The organism is Dyadobacter koreensis (assembly GCF_900108855.1).
GTDB classification, from domain to species: domain Bacteria; phylum Bacteroidota; class Bacteroidia; order Cytophagales; family Spirosomataceae; genus Dyadobacter; species Dyadobacter koreensis.
The window spans coordinates 81,460-99,666 of record NZ_FNXY01000004.1 but is presented as its reverse complement, the minus strand read 5'-3'; the positions used below and the strand labels follow the sequence as shown (position 1 = coordinate 99,666).

Here is an 18,207-nt window from a genome sequence, read left to right as displayed (position 1 = left end):
TTCTTGCTATGCGGCCCAATTTCAGGACCGGATAATTACATTGGAGAGCGAAACCTGACTGCCTGTACACAGCTCCGGATATTACGTGTTAACAGCTCAAAGCTACCCGTACAAGTGACATTGTTCAATGTACAATCTATCAAAATACTTGTACATTTTGAGAAGCCAGATTTATCCGAGTCCGCTCCTGCTTTCAAAATTCTTCATGCCATTTAAATATATTAATACCTTTTTATCTTTTATAAAACAAAGATATATGATATGTCGGACAATAAAAGATAAAATACTCTTTTATTCTTAAATTTTACATTTACCTTTGTTGTATAAAAAAGTTCGTCAATCGTTTCGGAATGGAAACTGAATGTTATCAATGCCTGTATTGTGTCTATTTTTGAAAATAAAGGATAAAAAGATCTTAATTTACTTATTTACCTCAAAAGACGATAATCCCGAAAGTATTGATCCATTTGGAAACAGCCGCGCAGCCGGTTATTAAAATGATCCAATCGAGCGAATACTTCAAAACATTGATAATCGGAATGAAAAAAGGAATGGTTTGGAAAGAGCATAAAAAGACGGTTCCTAACCGTCTGATAGTGACTGAAGGCTCAGTAACATATAAAGAAACCGGGAAATCGATTGCGCTAAATAAATATGATGATCTGGAAATTCCTCTTCATATCATCCATAGGCCAGAGGCAAACGAGGACAGTCTTTGCTTCCTGATACAAGTCTAACAGGAAGCTAAAACCTAAATAATCAATTACTTAATAATAAATTTAATCATGATCACGCAAGCACAAAAAGATTTGGTGAAAGCCACTGTACCTGTTCTTAGAGAAAACGGGGTTTTACTTACAACTCATTTTTACAAACGTATGTTTGTACATAACCCTGAATTGAAAAATGTCTTTAATATGGGCAACCAGCAAAACGGAAGACAGCAGACCGCGTTGGCAATGGCTGTGCTGGCTTATGCAGAGCATATCGAAAATCCAGGTGTATTAATGCCTGTTGTCAATGGAATCGGACAAAAACATGTAAGTCTTGATATCCGTCCGGAACATTATGCGATCGTGGGAGAACATTTACTGGCTTCTATTTCCGAAGTTTTAGGAGAAACCGCGACCCCGGAAATTATCGACGCGTGGGAAGTTGCATATACGCAGCTTGCACAAATCATGTCTGGACATGAAACCAAATTATACCGTCAACAAGTTGAGAAAAAAGGTGGTTGGACAGGCTGGCGTCCGTTTGTCGTTAGAGAAAAAATCCAGGAATCGGCAGAGATCACCTCTTTCCATTTATATCCGACTGATGGCGGCGCAGTTGCCGATTTTATACCAGGTCAGTTTATAAGCGTACGTCTGTTTCTTCCTGAATTGAATTTGCTGCAACCTCGGCAATACAGTATTTCCAACGCACCAAACGGTTTGTATTATCGTATTTCTGTTAAAAAAGAGGTTTCCGGAAATCCTAATCCTGACGGCATGATCAGTAACCGCCTGCATAATTTTATCAATCCGGGAGACCTGATCGACGTATCGGCTCCTACCGGAACATTTGTTCTTAAAAATGAGAACGACAACCCTGTTGTTTTCATCAGTGGTGGCGTGGGACAAACTCCACTAATCAGCATGCTTGAACAACTGATCAAGACCGGCAGCAAAAAACCTAAAACCTGGATTCACGGCGCACGCAACAAAGACGTTCACGCCTTTAAAGAAATGATTGAATACTGGGCAGACGACGAAAAAGCGATCAAAAAACATATTTTTTACAGCACGGAAGTTCAAAACTCAATTGCTAATGAATTCTATACTGGCTGGGTGGAGCTGGATGTTTTGGGAAATGAACTGATGACCGAACATACAGATTATTATATCTGCGGTCCGGCACCTTTCATTTCAAAACATTATAATAATCTGGTTTCCAAAGGAATCAGTAAAGATTATATTCACTTTGAAGAGTTCGCCCCCCAGACTTTAAGTTTGAATTAATAGAAAAAATACCTGCCCAATTTTTATTTCGGGCAGGTATTTTTGTAGATATCAGTTTGATTTTGCAATTACCCTATATTCCCGGCGGTCATAGGCAAACTTGCCAATTAATCCTCTCATATAAACTAAAACCAAGGCAGCCCAGGTACCAAAGCTCGCATCTTCGGTCGACTATATTTTGGTTCAATATGGACCGTAATAGGAAAGGTAACGGCTAATAGCTTTTAATTATTTAGTAACACGCCGATTTTAAGCATCCCGCAGGATCAAAAGTAGAAAAATCAGCTATTCAAAACACCGGAGCGGCTTGCCTTTAACATGCTTAATGGTAAGGCGCTGTCTAGCTTTTTACCATTAAATAGGTTCTTCAGAACGAGTCGTCACTTTGTATCAGAATGCTTGTGAAAATGTGGTATTTTTATCGCGCTGCAAATCAAGTCCATAAGCTGTGCAAGAATGTAGACCGGCAGCTTTGAACGTGTAATAATCTTGCTATACTATACATGTAAATACGGAAACACCATCCAAATAAAAAATCCCTGCTTGCTTTTCGAGAAACAAATAATCCTCAAATAAACTCCGCAATATGAAGTCTCTACACCTAAACTTTAAGCTTTCCTTAACGCTTTTTATGTTTCTGACCGTTTTGGTCACAGGTTGTTTTAAAGATCACGATCTACCTCCTGATCCGGAAGTAAAGTATCTGATTAAATCTGACAACATTGCCAATGTATCCGCTGCCCAAGTGAAGCTGAGAGCCACCGCACTCGCGCCCTTCGTAACAAGCGGTGTGAAGGTTTACAAGTTATTTTATAATACGAAAACGCTGGACGGGAAACAGATTCAGGCGTCCGGAGTCGTGCTTTTTCCTGAAAATTTCAAAGATAGTCTTTCGGTTCTGAGCTTTCAACACGGGACGATAACCACACAGGATGAGGCACCTTCAAATTACAAACCTGTTGGAAATGCGGAAGCTTTTGTTGTAGCAACAGCTGCTGCCTCTCTGGCAAAAGGATTTTACATTGTGATGCCGGATTATCTGGGTTTCGGCGAAAGTGCAACAATTCAGCATCCTTACCAGCACAAAGCGTCTCTTGCCTGGGCGAGTTTGGATATGCTGCGGGCAGCCATGGAATTTGCTTCACTAAATAATTTAAAATTGAAGAAAAAGATTCAGCTCGCAGGTTACTCAGAAGGCGGATATGCGACGATGGCTCTGCATCAGGAAATTGAGACAAATGCTTCTTCCGAGTTTACGGTCCTGAAAAGTTATCCGGCGGCGGGTCCTTATGATATGGTCAGTACCGCAAAATGGGTTGTAAGCCAGACTACGGATATGCCTGCGGCAGCGGCCAGTTATTATCTTTGGGTACTTTTAACATACAATCAAATGTATGGAATAAATGCTCCGTTGACGGATCTTATTACGCCGCTGAATGCAGCAAAAGTAGCAGCTGCAACGGCCGCAGGAAATCCTCTTGCTGCTGAAATTGATCTGAATCCATCCAAATTGTATACTGCGGATTTTATTTCCGGTATTAAAAATTCAACTAATCTAAAATTCATCGCAGCCTTGAAGGCAAACGACGTTTACGACTGGAAACCGAAAGCTCCGGTTATGCTGTTCCACTCCGAGGGCGACGATTTTGTCCCTTTCCTGAATGCAAACATCGCTGAAAAAAAACTGCAAGATAATGGTTCAATGGCCACACTGTTGCGTATTCAGCCACCTTCGGCCACTCACCGCGAAGGCGCGCAGATTTATTTAACAACGATGATTGGTTTGTTATTAGCTCCTTGATTACCTCTCTTTGTCAGTAGACCAAGATAAAAATCCGGCCATATCTGGCCGGATTTTTGTTTTCCATCTGAATGATATATCAGGTTAACTCTGGCTCAGGCCCCCTGTAATCAGCCTTAATTGTATTTACAATCCTGACTGGCTTGCCTTCTTTGGCAGACTGGTAAATGGCTTCCATAAGAATCTGGTCCTGTAAACCCTCCTCTCCCGGTGTGAAAGGTTTCTTGTCGTTCATTACACAATCAGAAAAATAATCCATCTCGGTCATAAACTGATTAACCTCGGCAATACCAATATTTTCGTGAAGTTCAAGCTTGCCGTCTGGTTTCGCTCTGCTCAGACTCTGGCCTTTGTAAGCATATGCCTTATCCAGATTCAGCCATCCTTTCTCGCATAACACCCGGTAATGACGACTCTCATGAACGTTGTAATGCGTCGAGCAGCTTGCGATCACACCGCTTGGAAACTTCATCTGCCATGACACCATTTCCTCAACTTCTGTAAATAACGGATTCCCGGGTGTGCTATACTGGTAAGCAAAAACTTCGTTCGGCTCTTCTCCCAAAACGAAACGTGTCGTGTTCAGGCAATATAGTCCGATGTCGGGCAATGCCCCTCCGCCAGCCAGTTTCTTCTTGTGTCGCCAGTGGTCCGGATTTGCACTGCTCTGACAATTTGAAGCTTCGAGAAATTTGACATTTCCAAATTCCTTTGCCTGTAACAGCTCACGTAATTTGCGGTTGTGCGGCTGATATTGAATGCGGTAAGCAACCATCAATTTGACTTTTGCAGCCGCGCAGGCATCAATCATTTCCTGACAATCTTCCTTCGAATTAGCCATTGGCTTTTCACATAAAATATGTTTTCCGGCCTTCGCTCCTCTTATGGTAAATTCTTTATGCATACTATTCGGCAGCACAATATAGATTACCTCTACTTCCGGATTATTTTTTATCTGATCGTAAGTTTGGTAGGTATAACAGCTCTCGGCCTTTATTGCATATTGCCCGGCTACTATTTTCATTTTCTCGGGATCGCCACTTACCAGTGCCACAAGCTTTGACTTTTTACACATATGCAGTGCAGGAATGATTTCCTCCAAAGCCAAATGTCCCAGACCGACTACCGCATACCCCACCCTCTTTTCAGGCGGCAGAGGCATCGGGACGGGAGCAGATGCCTGATCAAATTCTGATTTCCACTTATCCAGAACAATCTGCTTATCGGGCTCTGACGGCTGTCGAGATGTTTTGACAGGGACTTTTTTCTGCGCCTGAGCCGAGTTGGTACTCCCCGAAATAACAGCACTACCGATAGCACCGGCGGCGACATATTTTCCCGTCATCGACAAAAACCCTTTTCTTGATATCGACTCGCCCGTTTTATTTTCAAATCCTGTTGATGAATGTAACTCTTTTCTCTCTTTCATAATCTGGTTATAATTTCTGACAATGCCATGGCAATTATCATACCCTTGAAATTATAGTGGTCAGAAATCTATCCATTCTCCATTTTCAACTATTAAAAAGACCCATTGACCGAAAACCCGTAAGAAACTGCTTCCCGAGTTGCTAAATTTAAATACCAAATCGGAGCTGATCCGGTTACAAATCTACTGACCACCCCTTAACAACAAAGCTATGCAGCCATCTACACAATACATCGGCCACGGTACCTCGCTACTGATAAAAAAAGAGCCACTCGCGATCCGGGAGGCAAAAATTCCTTTCGAGATAAGACAAATACAATCCTCTGTTTTAAGACCAGATAAAGTGCAGACAGCTGTCCCGGTTATCCAAAAATCATATGAAATTATCTGGATTAAAAAAGGTTCGGGGAGTTTCCGTGTTGACACCAAAAATCAGGAAATCGAGAACGATATTGCATATCTCGTCACCCCAGGTCAGCTCTATCAATTCTGCCCGAAAGGAGAGATAGAAGGATTCAGCATCGCATTTTCTGAGGAATTTTTATGTTCTGGCGAAAAGGAAATGGCCTTCCCATTTCATACATCCCGATATGCAGGAAGCACAATTTTTCCCTCTGTCCGCATTGATCCTGACGTGAATTCAGAATTAGACATTGTTGTCTCGATGATGTTAAACGAGTATTCCAAGGGACTTAAATTCAAATCCGAAGTTTTAAAGAGCCTTTTGAACGTAGTGATGATTTACCTTTCAAGGAAAATGGATTTCATGCCGGACAAAGCGTTATTAAAGGGCCGTAATGGTTTGCTGCGTAAGTTTATGCAATTGTTAAACGAGCGGTTTACAAGCAAAATGATGGTGTCGGATTATGCTTCCGAACTTTTTGTAACGCCTAATTATTTAAATGAAGTTGTCAAAAAAGAAACGGGGTTTCCTGTCAGACATCATATACAGCAAAGATTGATCTTAGAGGCTAAGAGACGCGCAATGAGCTCAGAAATGAATATGAAAGAAGTGGCATTTGGGCTTGGTTTTGAAGACACTTCACATTTCAGCAGGTTTTTTAAAAATAACTGCGGAATGAATTTCTCAGATTTCAGAAAGCAGCACAGTACGCTGATTTTTTAACAGCGCTTGCAGCAAAAAGCCCGAAATTAATGCGATTTTATATCAGATTACATTCATCAGTTCAAACGCGTAACCTGAAAAATTCAGTAATTGCAGTAACCCCCAACGCATTTTATTCGGTAAAAATCCATAATATTTTTTGAACGCCGCAGTAAAATGCGTGGCATGTTTATAGCCCATCCGCTGCGCGACATCTGATATCTTACTGCCGTCGATGGAGAGCTCCAGTTTAGACCGTTCCATTCTGAAATCGTGCAGATATCCAAAAACAGTAGTTCCGAAAACCTCTTTGAAATATTTCTTCAAATTGTATTCATTGGTGCCGACCCGATGCGCAAGATCCTTTATCGATGGAGGCGATTCCAGATTTTCTACCAGAATTTCTTTCGCAAGGTGCATCCTGGCAATGTCTTCCTCTTTGAGTGATGATGTAATGTCTGGCAAAGGCAATTCTTCATATTGCTCAAACTGCATTGCAAGCAATTCAATTACTTTTGCTTTCACGAAAAGATTTTTATGATAACCGGAATATTCACAATTTAATATTTCAAATAAGGCAGAGATCATTTTAGGAGTGACCGGCAGATTTCTCAGGCTCAAAAACGCGGGTAAAACTTCCTCAATTCCTTCTTTGAAATGTTTATAAAGCCGATGTGTTTCCGGAAGATTACCAAAGAAAAATTCAGGAGCAATATTAATCGAAAACACCTCGCTTTCCATGCGGGGCTCCCACTGAACTACCATTTTCCTTTGCGGCAATAGTACAAGGTTATGCTGATAAGGTTTAAATCGAACAAAGGGTTTGGAGAAAGATTCAGAATAGTATGTGGTTATATTCTGCAGACAGAAATTCATCTGAATATGCGAGGCGGAGGTATTGATCATTAATGGTTTTTTGGAACTCACTTTAAAATTGCCGTACCAAATGTAAACGCCTTCAAGAAGAATTTCACGTCCGGAGCCCGCCATAAATTCATTATCAAATTCCAGCCGGTTTTCGATTATCTGATCTTTTTCCAATAATGCAAAATCAGGATACTTCCAGCTTTGAGAGCCTTCCCATGTCAGCTCAACTGCCTTCGAAAACACTCTCCCAGTTTTCATAATCGTTCCTTTTCCAATTGCTGTTTCAGTTGTTCCGCCCATATTTTGCAAATCAAATTACTATTTAGACTAACTCCAAACAATTCGACGATAAAAAGCTGGAATACCAAAAAAAGAGTTTCTCTAATTTTTGAAATATTTGCTAGAAGTCTGCCTTCGCTTATGCTGGTAAAATTGATAGAGCTAAATAAAACTGATAAGAACTCGTTTACCTTAAACGAAGATATTTTGAGCAGCCGGCACAGTCCGGAGATATCGTAACCTTGATCAAATGGCCTGACGTCACCTCGTCGGGCCATTAATTAATATCTATACTTTAAGGTAAATCTCTTTACAATCTGTTACGTTACGCGCCCGTAAAGAAAAGTATAGAAAGGAATATTTTTTCTTTGATATTTACCTTAAACTATTTGCGATGGAACGACGGGAATTTGTCAAAAAAACGGCTGCTGCATTATGCGTAGCACCCTTAACAGACTTTTCAAATATTACTTTGAAGGCTGTGGAAGTGATGCCGGATTGGCTAATTAATTTAGTTAAATTAAATGACATAGGCGTCGAAAATCTCCGAAGCTTTCAGGTAAAGGATTCGGAAAGTAAAGATTTCGGCGGCTTAAAAGATAACTTCGACATCCTTAATCCACATAGTACAGCGGCCTTGATCCAGTGGGGCGCATGTTCGCTTTCTTCTCCACGCTCTCAGTTTTACCGCTCAGGAGAATTACTTAACGACATGAATTCTGCGGCAAATTATCTGGTTAAAACGCAACATTCAGATGGCACAATAGATCTATTATCTACAAATTTTCATTCAACTCCCGACACTGGTTTTCTTGTGAAAAGACTGACGATGGCGTATACATTAATTGAGAAATCTGACACGCCGGCGAAAGAAAAAATGCTTGACAATTTGAAGTCGTTTTTGATCAGGGCCGGTGAAGCATTGTCTACCGGAGGAATTCATACGCCAAACCATCGCTGGGTCGTTTGTGCTGCTCTGGCCAGACTCTATAAACTTTGGCCAGATCCGAAGTATAAGGCAAGGGCCGAGAATTGGTTAAGTGAGCACATCGATATGGACGATGATGGCCAATTTAATGAAAAGAGCACTTTTATCTATTCATCCTTATCGGATCGGCTGCTTATCACGATAGCTAATGGATTTAATAAGCCTGCCCTTCTCGATTTTGTACGCAGGAATCTCGATATGACTTTGTATTATGTGCATCCAAACGGGGAAATCGTTACAGATGCATCCGGCAGGCAAGATAAAGCGATCGTGGGAACCATGGAAAATTACTATTATCCCTATCGATATATGGCAATTCATGATCAGAATGGCATTTATGCGGGCATGTGTAACTTAATTGAAAAAACAGCTGGCAATAAAATCTCAGGATTTCTCGATTATTTCCTGACCGATGTATCACTCTGGCGTCCGCCGCCCATATCAGACAAACTGCCAGTTACCTATGTAAAAGCTTTCCCGAACTCAGGGATCGTTCGTGTCAGACGGGAAAATTGGGATAGTACACTAATCGCAAAAAATCCTGTCTGGTTCACTTTTATGAAAGGTGATGCGGTGCTTCAGGGTATGCGTTTTGCCTCCTCTTTCTTCGGGAAAGGACAATTTCAAACAGATGCCCTAAAAAAAACAGATCATGGCTGGGTGTTAGTTCAGCGGCTGCAAGGATCCTATTTTCAACCTATTTCAAAAGAAAAAATCTCGCAGGACGGAGATTGGGAAAAAATGCCGAAAAGCGATCGCCGACAGAGTGAAATCCAAATTCTTGAAACAAAAATATTCATAAAGGAAATCGAGGGCGGAATGGAAATTGAAATCGTTACAACCGGTACAGAACGTGTGCCCGTGGCCTGGGAGTTAATATTTCGCCAGGGCGGCAAGTTTGCCGGTCTAACAAAACTAGAAAATTCAGTAGATTCCTGGCTGCTGAAAGAAAATCACGGGAGTTACACATATGACAAAAACACGATCGCATTTGGCCCGGGAATAGCGTTGCACAAAAACACAGCGTTGCGTGGGGCTTTGCCTCCTGTTGACGCCCCTACTGTGTACCTGACCGGGTTTACGCCGTTTCGCCATTTGCTCAGATTATATTGATTTTTTATAACCTGTTGTGACGTCGAAGGTTCTGGTCTATCTTTGACGATAGTCGAAACGATATAATTGCATGAGAAAAAAACTAATAATAGCATACATCCTTTTGTTATTAAATAATCTTTGTTACGCCGGAAAAATATATTCAAAAGCCTTCGGGAATAAACATGATAAACCTGTAATCTTTCTGCATGGTGGGCCAGGGAACAGTTCTGTATATTTTGAAGCAACAACAGCACAAAAGCTCGCCGATCAAGGTTTTTACGTTATCATTTACGATCGGCGCGGAGATGGTCGTTCAGTTGATAAAAATGCAAAAATGAATTTCCAAGAGGCGATTCAGGATTTGGCGGATATATACAAAATTTACGATCTCAAAAAGGCAAATCTGATTGCTTTCAGCTTCGGCGGCCTGGTTACTGCTCAGTTTGCACAAAAATTTCCTGAGAAAGTAAAATCTGTCACACTCGTCAGCGCACTGATTAATCAGCAGCAATCTTATGATAATATACTTGCAAATGTTCTTGCGATTTATAAGAAGCAAAATGACAGTATTCGTGTCAAACAAATTGCTGAAATTGAAAATATGGACAAAAATTCATTAGAATACAGGACTGCTTGCTTCAAACACGCCTCAGAAAATGGCTTCTTCAAGCTTGCCAGCCCCAATGCTTTAGCTCGTCAGATATATGCAACCTATGACACCAACCCGCTAATCCAAAATTATATCAAAAATGAAAACGCAGTTCCTACATTTTGGAAAAATGAAAAATTGAAAAACATCGACATTCAGCCAATTATAAAGGATTTGAAAAAAGCTGGTATAAAAATCTTCGGTCTTTATGGAAAACAGGATGGACTTTATTCTCAAAAACAGATCTGGGACCTTGAACGAATAGCTGGTAAGGGTCACATCAAATATCTCGAAAATTGCGCTCACACTTTATTTATAGACCAGCAAGCCGAATTTCTTTCATCCTGCAAAAGCTGGATCGATTAGCAAGCTGTCTTCTACTATCACACCATCGAAAAATCATTATGAATTTAATCGAAAGATCACTGTAACTTTTCATCCAGGTCCATTCCTTCAAGCATGTGAGCTAAAATCGGCTCACATTTTTCACGGCAAGCCGGATAAAAACTTCGATGTTTCCATTGCGTCGACTTTGGTGAAAGTCCCCACCAAAATTCTGCCATCGCCAAAGGTTTCATGTTATTCCCAAAAGCATATTGCAACAGTTTCGGAGCGGCACACTCTCCCGCTCCTGCCGGCGGATTTTTATACGCGGCCTTTTCAAATATCTTCCTCAAACTCATTTCTTCACCATTTTTGTTAAGAAAATGGTACTGATCAAAAATTTCGTTTTGCAAGGATATTGAAAAAGCCTTCCGGTAACTTTTTAAAACCTCGATTACCTCGTTGACATCTTCCTGCGAATTTATTTCCAGTTCCTTTATTTCACGGGAGATCCGGGAAAGCTCAAGCATGCCGATATTCACGAAACCACCATCTTCGGTGCCATCAAAAATTGGCGGCACAAACCCGGTATGATGATTTTCGCCAGCAAGCTTACCTGAAAACGCAGATAAATAGCCAATCTCCCCGTCTTGCGTTTCCACTACCAGGACGCCAAACATCTTACCGATAATGGCTCCATCTACTTTTGAAAGGCCGAAATTATGATTCAAATCTTGTTGCGTTTCAAGATAAGATTGTAATTTTTGAGTTGCCAGTATACATAATGGGTGAGGTTCGTAATCGAAGGGAAAAGTGAATCGGGCAGGAATGGCGTAGGAATCGATTGATTCCTCAAAAGGGGTAAAAAAATGATTCGTAGAAAAGGAAGAATTCGCCAAAAACGTATTATTACTACTCAATACGTCAGGTAAATTATAAAACTTAACGCGATCAAGAAATGGTTAGTTATTTAAATGAACGGGTGTTTAATTTTAGCAATCAAATTCAGACTTCTGAACTAAACAGATGTAAATCAAAAGATTATCCGGTCAGCAGTAAAGTTAATTCTCCCAAACAGAATTTTAAAATGATAATAAAATAAGTCCTAGTCTTCGTTGTTAAAATACTAATGATAGTTTTTTATGAACTGAGCATACCCGAACGATAAGAGTATTTTTTCTAAACAGGAAATGTAAAAGTTAGTGCTCCGACAACCATCTTTCGGATCTTTGCCTTAACTTTGTCATGGTAATCTCTTTCATTCTTTTATTGGAGCCACTAAAAGTGGATCGTAGAGGCAACTCTGCCACAAGTATCTTTCGACTTGCTGTTTTCCATGAATTAAAAGAATGAACGCAATGCAAATAGCAGGCTTTTCCTGCATAGATTGGTCCTTGACCACAAGAATGTGATCGCTCAAAGCGCCAACCTCTTGTTGCAGATTATTTGGCGGTCAATTATGACCGCCTTTTTTATGAACGCAGAAGAGAATTTTCTGACCAGACTCTTGAATTCTGAAAATAAACATGCGCCGACAGCGCTGTTTTAGTCCGCCTTGCTGTTTTTTTTACTCGCACGTTCACCCGGATTAAAATCGCCTTCGATCCAGCGGATAAAATTTTGCGTGTGGGTAATGTACATATTTGCAGTTAACGGTTTCAAATTGGAGGATTCAACCTCATTTATGTATAAACTCATCAATCTGTTAATTTCCTCAGCTATTTCCTGGTTTGTTTTCATACGTTCCGATTGTTGATTTCGTTTTGAATATCGCGTTTAACACCAGGTAAAGCTGATTTGCCACAGAAGCCGTCGAAACAGTATGTGCAAATTCTCTATTTCGTCTTTAAGCAAATAAACAAGACCCGGCAGTGTCTGTTAAAACTGCCGGGCATGACGTAGAGGGAAAGTTACTTTACCAAATGTAAAAAGTACTGTTAGGTTAAAAATTATGACTTTTCAAGTTTTTTCGGGTTGCGTTCAATGTATACAAATATATACAGCGTGAATTTCTTTTCTTTTTCAATTATATGGTTGGTAAGGCCCAGGTGCTGATTTGAAGGTTTGAGTTCACAGTTGGAAATCACAAATGCTAAAAATGTTAAGTATTTGTATATTTCTAGCAGTAGCCAGGTGAATTTGTGATCAGTTTTCCAGAATAAAATATCCCCATCTTACCTTCAACTCTTTCAGCGGCCAAACTAAATCAATCGCACACTTCAAAGCTGTTCGCAGTGCATGAAAAGATATTTTTATTAAATGAAGTTCCATTAATTACATAAAATTGAAAAAACACAACCTGAACTTCGGTTTGATAGGTTAATCGTTTATTTTTACCTCGATGAAGGCCCTTATAAAATTATTCTCTCCGGTCATTTTGCTGATTTTCTGCCCACTGATTTTGTCAGGCCAGGAATTGGGTGATACCTTTAAAAGCCTGAATGTTTCTGATGGATTACCACAATCTTATGTGAGCGGGATTATCCAGGATAGAAAAGATTTTGTTTGGCTCGCCACTCGTGACGGACTGTCCAGGTATGACGGAAAGAAATTTAAAGTATTCAGAGAAGGCGAAAATAGCTCCTACACGCTTTCTTCCAATATTATCACAAATTTGTTTCTGGATCGCTCAGGCAGACTTTGGGTTTGTTATGAACAGGGAGATTGGGATGTCGTCGACACGGATACAGAAAAGATTACCAGATTAACGGCAGACAAAAATTTTCAACTGCTCCGCGACAAGAGTAAATCCGGTAGGTCTATCATACAAATTTCGGATAGTGTGTATTGGATCTTAGGCCGCGACGGCGTTGTCTATACGGTCAATTTTCTTCAAAAAAAGGTTACAGCCTTCCGGTCTGACCAACTATTGAAGGGATTATCGCCGACCTTCATTACCGGAATCACCTGGGCAAACCAAAATATTATCCTGATTACCAGCCACGCGCTGGTTTACATGCGCCCGGACGGAAAAATTTTAAAAACTGTAAATCTTACTTTCAACAAATCTGGTCTTTTTAATCCTAAACGCAGCTGGAAAGACAATTCTCCTTTGGTACGCAAAAATGGTCAATTAATAATTCCGGATGAAGAGCAACTGATCCTTTACGATTCACTGAAAAATGATTTTACCGTTATTGACCTTCCCAAACAACAGCACTACATTGTTCCACCGCTGGTCATGGATAAGTCAGAAAACATTTTTCTGGGTTACGCCAATATGATTTTTCGCTTGGACTCTGCCAACAGGCTTTCCCGGTTTACGGCTGAAACCACGCCGGATACAAAAAATATTTCCATGCTTCTGGACAAATCGGACGTGCTCTGGGCTGGTACCAACGGATATGGGGTAAGGCAATATGATCTTTATTTAACACAGATTCCCAAGCTATCTTATACAGCCTCTTTTCACGAGCAGATTCTTGAAAAACTTAAAATCTCAGCAGAAGAAATCAAGCACACGTTCCTGCATGGCATAAGCACCTATTTTTTCAGATGGACAACGGGAAATGACGGAAAAATCTGGATGACGAAAGCTGGTGCAGATTCGGTTGAAAAACCTAATCTGATTTACTTTCAGAATGGAAAATTACAGCGCCCGAAATGGCGATACGGCACAGAAAGTCAACATCCTCATGTTGGTATTAATGCACTGGCTGTTAGTAAATCAGGGAAACTATGGGGTATCGACAATGCTTTAAGACCAGTTTTTTTTGATACCAGAACCTACACTGCGCATACCTTTGAAGCCATTCGGCATCGCTATGATAAGAACAAACTCAACGAAGTAAACGGATTTGTAATTGATGATGAACATATTTTCTGGATAAGCAGCTCACTTGGGTTAATAAGGTATGATCAAAACAACAAAAGCGTAATTCACTATTTTAATAACTTACCGATAAGACAATTGATGGCCGTTTGCCAGGATCCTTTGGACCGGGATGTCTTGTGGCTTGGGACTTATTCTGACGGGCTTATTCGATTTAATAAAAAAAATAACGTTTGCAGCTATTATACAAAAAAAACAGGCCTTCCGAACAATACAGTTTACTCGATACTGCCAGACAAAAATGGATTGTTATGGTGCAGCAGCAATAAGGGTGTGTTTTCAATTAATCCCCAAACAGGGAAAATAAGAAGCTACGTAACCAAGGGTGAAATTCCGGTCGATGAATTCAACAGATTTCACTATTTCAGCTTGCCTGACAACCAAATGGCATTTGGCGGCACGGAAGGATATACTGTTTTTAATCCTGAAAGCTTGGTGGACGATACTTATGAACCCCATATCGCACTGACAAATGTTAAAATCAACAACCGAAATAGTTCGTTAAATGACCCGGACTCACCATTGACCGGCGCAATCAACGATGTTGAAGCGATCGTGCTTCCTTACGATAAGAACTTTCTTGCTTTCGAATTTTCTGCACTCCAGTTCAACATCCCTGAAAAACTGCAATACCGATACATGCTGAAGGGCCTGGATGAAGGATGGGTCACGGCGGGGACTGATAATGTTGCCACCTACACCACAATCCCGCCAGGGTCTTATACCTTGAAAATTAACGCATCCAATACCGCCGGGGTATGGAGCGGTTATGTAAAATCCCTAAGAATAATTATAACACCTCCATTTTGGAAGACCTTATGGTTTATTACGCTCTGTCTGTTACTGGCAGGTGGCCTGGTTTATTATCTGATAAAAAGACGTATTCGAAATATCAGAACAAAGGATTTGGAAAAGATCGCGTTTGAGAGGGAATCGATGGAACTCGAAGCGCAGGCTATGAGATCTCAGATGAATCCTCATTTTATATTTAATTGCCTGAATTCTATCAAGGCGCTGATTCAGGAGGATGATAAAAAAAATGCGGTGACCTACCTGACCACCTTTGCAAAACTTATTCGAAACCAGCTCTACAATAGCCAGCGGGAAATCACCTTGCATGACGAAATCACCACTTGCCAGCTTTATCTTCAGCTCGAAACACTTCGGTTTGCCGACCGGATAACCTATGGCTTTTTAATCGATCCCGGCGTCGATTTGCACAGGATTATGGTACCTCCCCTGATTTTACAGCCTTTTATTGAAAACGCTATCATTCATGGAATTTTACCGCGCCCTGGCAAGGGCAAAATAATAGTTAGCGTCACTAAGCAGCAGGACGATGTCATTTGCTCTATTGATGATGATGGAATTGGCAGACATAAAGCCAACAAGGATCGCGAACTAAGAAAACCGCATCATATCTCCAAAGGTACCTTACTCGTTGAAACCCGGTTAAATATGCATAACGCCTTGAACAGGAATAATTTTAGTATCAACATTATTGACAAAACCGATGACAGTCAAAACCCCTCGGGAACCTCTGTAATACTGACATTTAACCCAACTTTATGATCTCCACAATTATTATCGATGACGAAACCCATTGTATTAAAGCCCTCCTCAACGACATTGAACTGTTTTGCCCGCAGCTTAAAGTCTTAACTACCTGCCAGTCAGGAGAAGAAGGAATTTCTGCAATTAAAAAATTTAAACCGGAGCTTGTATTTCTGGATGTAGAGATGCCCGTGATGAACGGCTTTGAAATGCTTGACAAACTAACTGCTCCCCGGGATTTTCAACTCATTTTCACCACCGCATATGATCAGTTTGTGCTGAGGGCCATGCGCGCCAGTGCCATTGATTATCTGATGAAACCGATCGACGGCTCCGAGCTGGCGGAGGCAGTTGAACGTGTGGAAAAACAGTTGAGTAACCATGTAGTCGAGAATCCCAGAATTGGGAATTTAATTTCCAACAATGATCTTGACGAGGAAGATCAGCGTATAGCTCTCCCCGACCGCCATGGATATATTTTTGTTAGTCCATCGGAAATTTGTTATTGTAAAGCGGAAGGTGCCTATACAAACGTATACCTCACAAACGACAGAAAGATATTGATTTCGAAAGCGTTGGGTGAAACCGAAATCATGCTGCCGCCACGGATTTTTGAAAGAATTCACCATTCCAGCATTGTGAATTTATCTCATGTCCGTCAGCTCAAAAAAGGTGACGGGCTGTTTATTATAATGTCCAATGGTGATAGTTTGAGCGTTGCGCGTTCCAAAAAAGAACACTTACTGAACAGACTGGGCGTAAAATAAAACTCCCTGCTATTTTTGCTGAATGAAAATTATCATTTTTGGAGCTTCGGGCTCGGGAACAACTATGTTAGCGAGCGAATTAGCTCCTGTTATTGGTTATCGTCACCTGGATTCCGATGAATATTATTGGTTGAAAACCGCGCATCCTTTCACTGAAAAACAGCACCCGGACCGTCGAAATTCAGCATTTCTTGAAGACTTAGGTAAACAGGATAATGTTTTGGTGTCCGGTCCGGTTTTTGGCTGGGATGACCGATTTATGAAAATTTTCGATCTGGCTGTTTTCCTATGGATTCCTTCGGAGATAAGATTAAATCGGCTTCGGACTCGTGAGCAAGAGCGTTATGGTGATCTTTTGATAACTGATCAGCATTACAAAACAAAATGCGAAGAATTTCTAAACTGGGCTGCCGGGTACGACGACCCGAATTTTAAAAGCAGAAGTCTCGCCCTTCATAATCGTTGGATTAATCAACTGCAAATCCCCATATTAAGAATAGAGGGCGATACTTCTGTTGCACTCCGAATAGAATTACTTATGGATAAAATCAGAGAAACAGAACAATTGGGCTAAACCTCGGCTATCATCCTGTCAAAAACTTTGCGCTGCTCCATCATCGACTTGACTTTATCCTCAGGATTCGTATGGCACTCGAGTAGAACCCAGCCCTTGTAATCCATTTTACCTAGATTCGACAAAAGCTCTTTGTAGGGATAATCCGTCCTGTCTAGTTCGCGGACATGTATTGTATCTCCAAAATATTGTTTTACAAGGTCGAAATTCGATTGAAATCCCTGCCCGTTCAAATCCTGAGGGTTACAATTCCAGCAGATCCTGGCATTCGGATGATTCGCATACTCCATGATCTTCTTTATATTGGGCAACTCCTGCGTTTCCTCTCCATGCACTTCCAGACGTAACTGCTGGCCCAAACCGGCCGCGTATTCTGCAAGTTCATGCAGCGACTGCCCGATTTGTTCAAGCGTTTTTTCAACTGCAACTTCTTTATGCAGCGCATTGGGTTTAACTTTAACACCTGAACCACCCACATCGGCACTCAGCCTGATAAATTCTTTTGTTCTTTCCATGGAAGACTTCAATTTTCCAGCATCCGGATAATCATATTGCTGATTCGTCCCGAGTCCGATAATTTTCACCGGACTGTCGCCAAATCTTTTCTTTACCTCGGCTCTTTCCCTTGCAGTCAGTTCAGCCATAACCTTATGGGCGTGTTCCACTCTCAGCTCCACCCCGTGGATATTCGTCGCTGTGCAGTTTTTGATTATCGTTTTCACATCCCAATCTTTTCCCCAGAGGTACGTTACAAACCCAAGCTGAAAATTCGCCCTGAATCTGAAAATTGTATCAGCGCTTACACCGCCCGAAATCAAGCCTACCCCAGCCAGCAATGACAGGTCTTTCAAAAAAGTTTTTCTATCCAGAAGCATCTCATCTACTAATTAGTTTCGCTATATAAAGTTAGAAAGACGATATGCTAACGATATACTCCACAAAT

The 18,207-nt window shown here is 40.9% G+C and carries 14 protein-coding genes; 9 read left to right on the top strand and 5 right to left on the bottom strand.

Going from position 1 to position 18,207, the window contains the following annotated elements; genetic code table 11:
* Nucleotides 1-539: 539 nt before the first annotated feature.
* From BMY70_RS12755 to BMY70_RS12745, 3 genes are all read left to right on the top strand, one after another.
* Nucleotides 540-737 carry a hypothetical protein gene (locus BMY70_RS12755; protein WP_143072090.1) on the top strand — a complete coding sequence of 66 codons (198 nt, stop codon included), beginning with the start codon at nucleotides 540-542 and terminating at the stop codon, nucleotides 735-737.
* A gap of 48 nt (nucleotides 738-785) precedes the next feature.
* A complete protein-coding gene (gene hmpA, locus BMY70_RS12750; protein ID WP_229209595.1) occupies nucleotides 786-2,000 on the top strand; it encodes an NO-inducible flavohemoprotein in 1,215 nt (404 codons plus the stop codon).
* Between the two features lie 586 nt (nucleotides 2,001-2,586).
* Entirely contained in the window at nucleotides 2,587-3,801 is a 1,215-nt protein-coding gene (locus tag BMY70_RS12745) for an alpha/beta hydrolase family protein (RefSeq protein ID WP_090335590.1), read from the top strand.
* A 79-nt stretch (nucleotides 3,802-3,880) separates the two neighbouring features.
* On the opposite strand, the gene BMY70_RS12740 is transcribed toward BMY70_RS12745, so the two are convergent.
* Nucleotides 3,881-5,230, bottom strand: a complete 1,350-nt coding sequence (locus tag BMY70_RS12740) for a Gfo/Idh/MocA family protein (RefSeq protein ID WP_090335589.1) — start codon at nucleotides 5,228-5,230, stop codon at nucleotides 3,881-3,883.
* A 211-nt stretch (nucleotides 5,231-5,441) separates the two neighbouring features.
* Here BMY70_RS12740 and BMY70_RS12735 point away from each other — a divergent pair, with 211 nt between their 5' ends.
* On the top strand, nucleotides 5,442-6,356 hold the full coding sequence (locus BMY70_RS12735; RefSeq protein WP_090335588.1) for a helix-turn-helix domain-containing protein: 915 nt from the start codon (nucleotides 5,442-5,444) through the stop codon (nucleotides 6,354-6,356).
* Nucleotides 6,357-6,398: 42 nt separating this feature from the next.
* Here BMY70_RS12735 and BMY70_RS12730 read toward each other — a convergent pair whose 3' ends face one another.
* The gene (locus tag BMY70_RS12730) at nucleotides 6,399-7,502 is read right to left on the bottom strand and encodes a helix-turn-helix transcriptional regulator (RefSeq protein WP_229209594.1); all 1,104 of its coding nucleotides are present in this window, start codon (nucleotides 7,500-7,502) and stop codon (nucleotides 6,399-6,401) included.
* A 373-nt stretch (nucleotides 7,503-7,875) separates the two neighbouring features.
* On the opposite strand from BMY70_RS12730, the gene BMY70_RS12725 reads away from it, so the two are divergent.
* Both BMY70_RS12725 and BMY70_RS12720 read left to right on the top strand, forming a co-directional pair.
* Nucleotides 7,876-9,582 carry a hypothetical protein gene (locus BMY70_RS12725; protein ID WP_090335587.1) on the top strand — a complete coding sequence of 569 codons (1,707 nt, stop codon included), beginning with the start codon at nucleotides 7,876-7,878 and terminating at the stop codon, nucleotides 9,580-9,582.
* A 70-nt stretch (nucleotides 9,583-9,652) separates the two neighbouring features.
* A complete protein-coding gene (locus BMY70_RS12720; protein ID WP_090335586.1) occupies nucleotides 9,653-10,579 on the top strand; it encodes an alpha/beta hydrolase in 927 nt (308 codons plus the stop codon).
* Between the two features lie 56 nt (nucleotides 10,580-10,635).
* On the opposite strand, the gene BMY70_RS12715 is transcribed toward BMY70_RS12720, so the two are convergent.
* Together BMY70_RS12715 and BMY70_RS12710 are read right to left on the bottom strand one after the other, a co-directional pair.
* The gene (locus BMY70_RS12715; RefSeq protein WP_090335585.1) at nucleotides 10,636-11,436 is read right to left on the bottom strand and encodes a pseudouridylate synthase; all 801 of its coding nucleotides are present in this window, start codon (nucleotides 11,434-11,436) and stop codon (nucleotides 10,636-10,638) included.
* Nucleotides 11,437-12,082: 646 nt separating this feature from the next.
* A complete protein-coding gene (locus BMY70_RS12710; protein WP_090335584.1) occupies nucleotides 12,083-12,277 on the bottom strand; it encodes a hypothetical protein in 195 nt (64 codons plus the stop codon).
* 601 nt (nucleotides 12,278-12,878) lie between these two features.
* Here BMY70_RS12710 and BMY70_RS12705 point away from each other — a divergent pair.
* Genes BMY70_RS12705 through BMY70_RS12695 form a run of 3 tightly spaced genes read left to right on the top strand, consistent with a single transcriptional unit; the run spans nucleotide 12,879 to nucleotide 17,264 of the window.
* Nucleotides 12,879-15,941 carry a ligand-binding sensor domain-containing protein gene (locus BMY70_RS12705; protein WP_090335583.1) on the top strand — a complete coding sequence of 1,021 codons (3,063 nt, stop codon included), beginning with the start codon at nucleotides 12,879-12,881 and terminating at the stop codon, nucleotides 15,939-15,941.
* The gene (locus BMY70_RS12700; protein ID WP_090335582.1) at nucleotides 15,938-16,690 is read left to right on the top strand and encodes a LytR/AlgR family response regulator transcription factor; all 753 of its coding nucleotides are present in this window, start codon (nucleotides 15,938-15,940) and stop codon (nucleotides 16,688-16,690) included. The genes BMY70_RS12705 and BMY70_RS12700 overlap by 4 nt, the downstream gene beginning before the upstream one ends.
* 22 nt (nucleotides 16,691-16,712) lie before the next feature.
* A complete protein-coding gene (locus BMY70_RS12695; protein WP_090335581.1) occupies nucleotides 16,713-17,264 on the top strand; it encodes a P-loop NTPase family protein in 552 nt (183 codons plus the stop codon).
* On the opposite strand, the gene BMY70_RS12690 is transcribed toward BMY70_RS12695, so the two are convergent.
* The gene (locus tag BMY70_RS12690) at nucleotides 17,261-18,139 is read right to left on the bottom strand and encodes a sugar phosphate isomerase/epimerase family protein (RefSeq protein ID WP_090335580.1); all 879 of its coding nucleotides are present in this window, start codon (nucleotides 18,137-18,139) and stop codon (nucleotides 17,261-17,263) included. The genes BMY70_RS12695 and BMY70_RS12690 overlap by 4 nt on opposite strands.
* Nucleotides 18,140-18,207 lie beyond the last annotated feature (68 nt).

Excerpts from the sequence above, each read along its gene's own strand:
- BMY70_RS12755 (WP_143072090.1), top strand. The coding sequence starts at position 540 with ATGAAAAAAGGAATGGTTTGGAAAGAGCATAAAAAGACGGTTCCTAAC.
- hmpA (WP_229209595.1), top strand. The coding sequence starts at position 786 with ATGATCACGCAAGCACAAAAAGATTTGGTGAAAGCCACTGTACCTGTT.
- BMY70_RS12745 (WP_090335590.1), top strand. The coding sequence starts at position 2,587 with ATGAAGTCTCTACACCTAAACTTTAAGCTTTCCTTAACGCTTTTTATG.
- BMY70_RS12740 (WP_090335589.1), bottom strand. The coding sequence starts at position 5,230 with ATGAAAGAGAGAAAAGAGTTACATTCATCAACAGGATTTGAAAATAAA.
- BMY70_RS12735 (WP_090335588.1), top strand. The coding sequence starts at position 5,442 with ATGCAGCCATCTACACAATACATCGGCCACGGTACCTCGCTACTGATA.
- BMY70_RS12730 (WP_229209594.1), bottom strand. The coding sequence starts at position 7,502 with ATGGGCGGAACAACTGAAACAGCAATTGGAAAAGGAACGATTATGAAA.
- BMY70_RS12725 (WP_090335587.1), top strand. The coding sequence starts at position 7,876 with ATGGAACGACGGGAATTTGTCAAAAAAACGGCTGCTGCATTATGCGTA.
- BMY70_RS12720 (WP_090335586.1), top strand. The coding sequence starts at position 9,653 with ATGAGAAAAAAACTAATAATAGCATACATCCTTTTGTTATTAAATAAT.
- BMY70_RS12710 (WP_090335584.1), bottom strand. The coding sequence starts at position 12,277 with ATGAAAACAAACCAGGAAATAGCTGAGGAAATTAACAGATTGATGAGT.
- BMY70_RS12705 (WP_090335583.1), top strand. The coding sequence starts at position 12,879 with ATGAAGGCCCTTATAAAATTATTCTCTCCGGTCATTTTGCTGATTTTC.
- BMY70_RS12700 (WP_090335582.1), top strand. The coding sequence starts at position 15,938 with ATGATCTCCACAATTATTATCGATGACGAAACCCATTGTATTAAAGCC.
- BMY70_RS12695 (WP_090335581.1), top strand. The coding sequence starts at position 16,713 with ATGAAAATTATCATTTTTGGAGCTTCGGGCTCGGGAACAACTATGTTA.
- BMY70_RS12690 (WP_090335580.1), bottom strand. The coding sequence starts at position 18,139 with ATGCTTCTGGATAGAAAAACTTTTTTGAAAGACCTGTCATTGCTGGCT.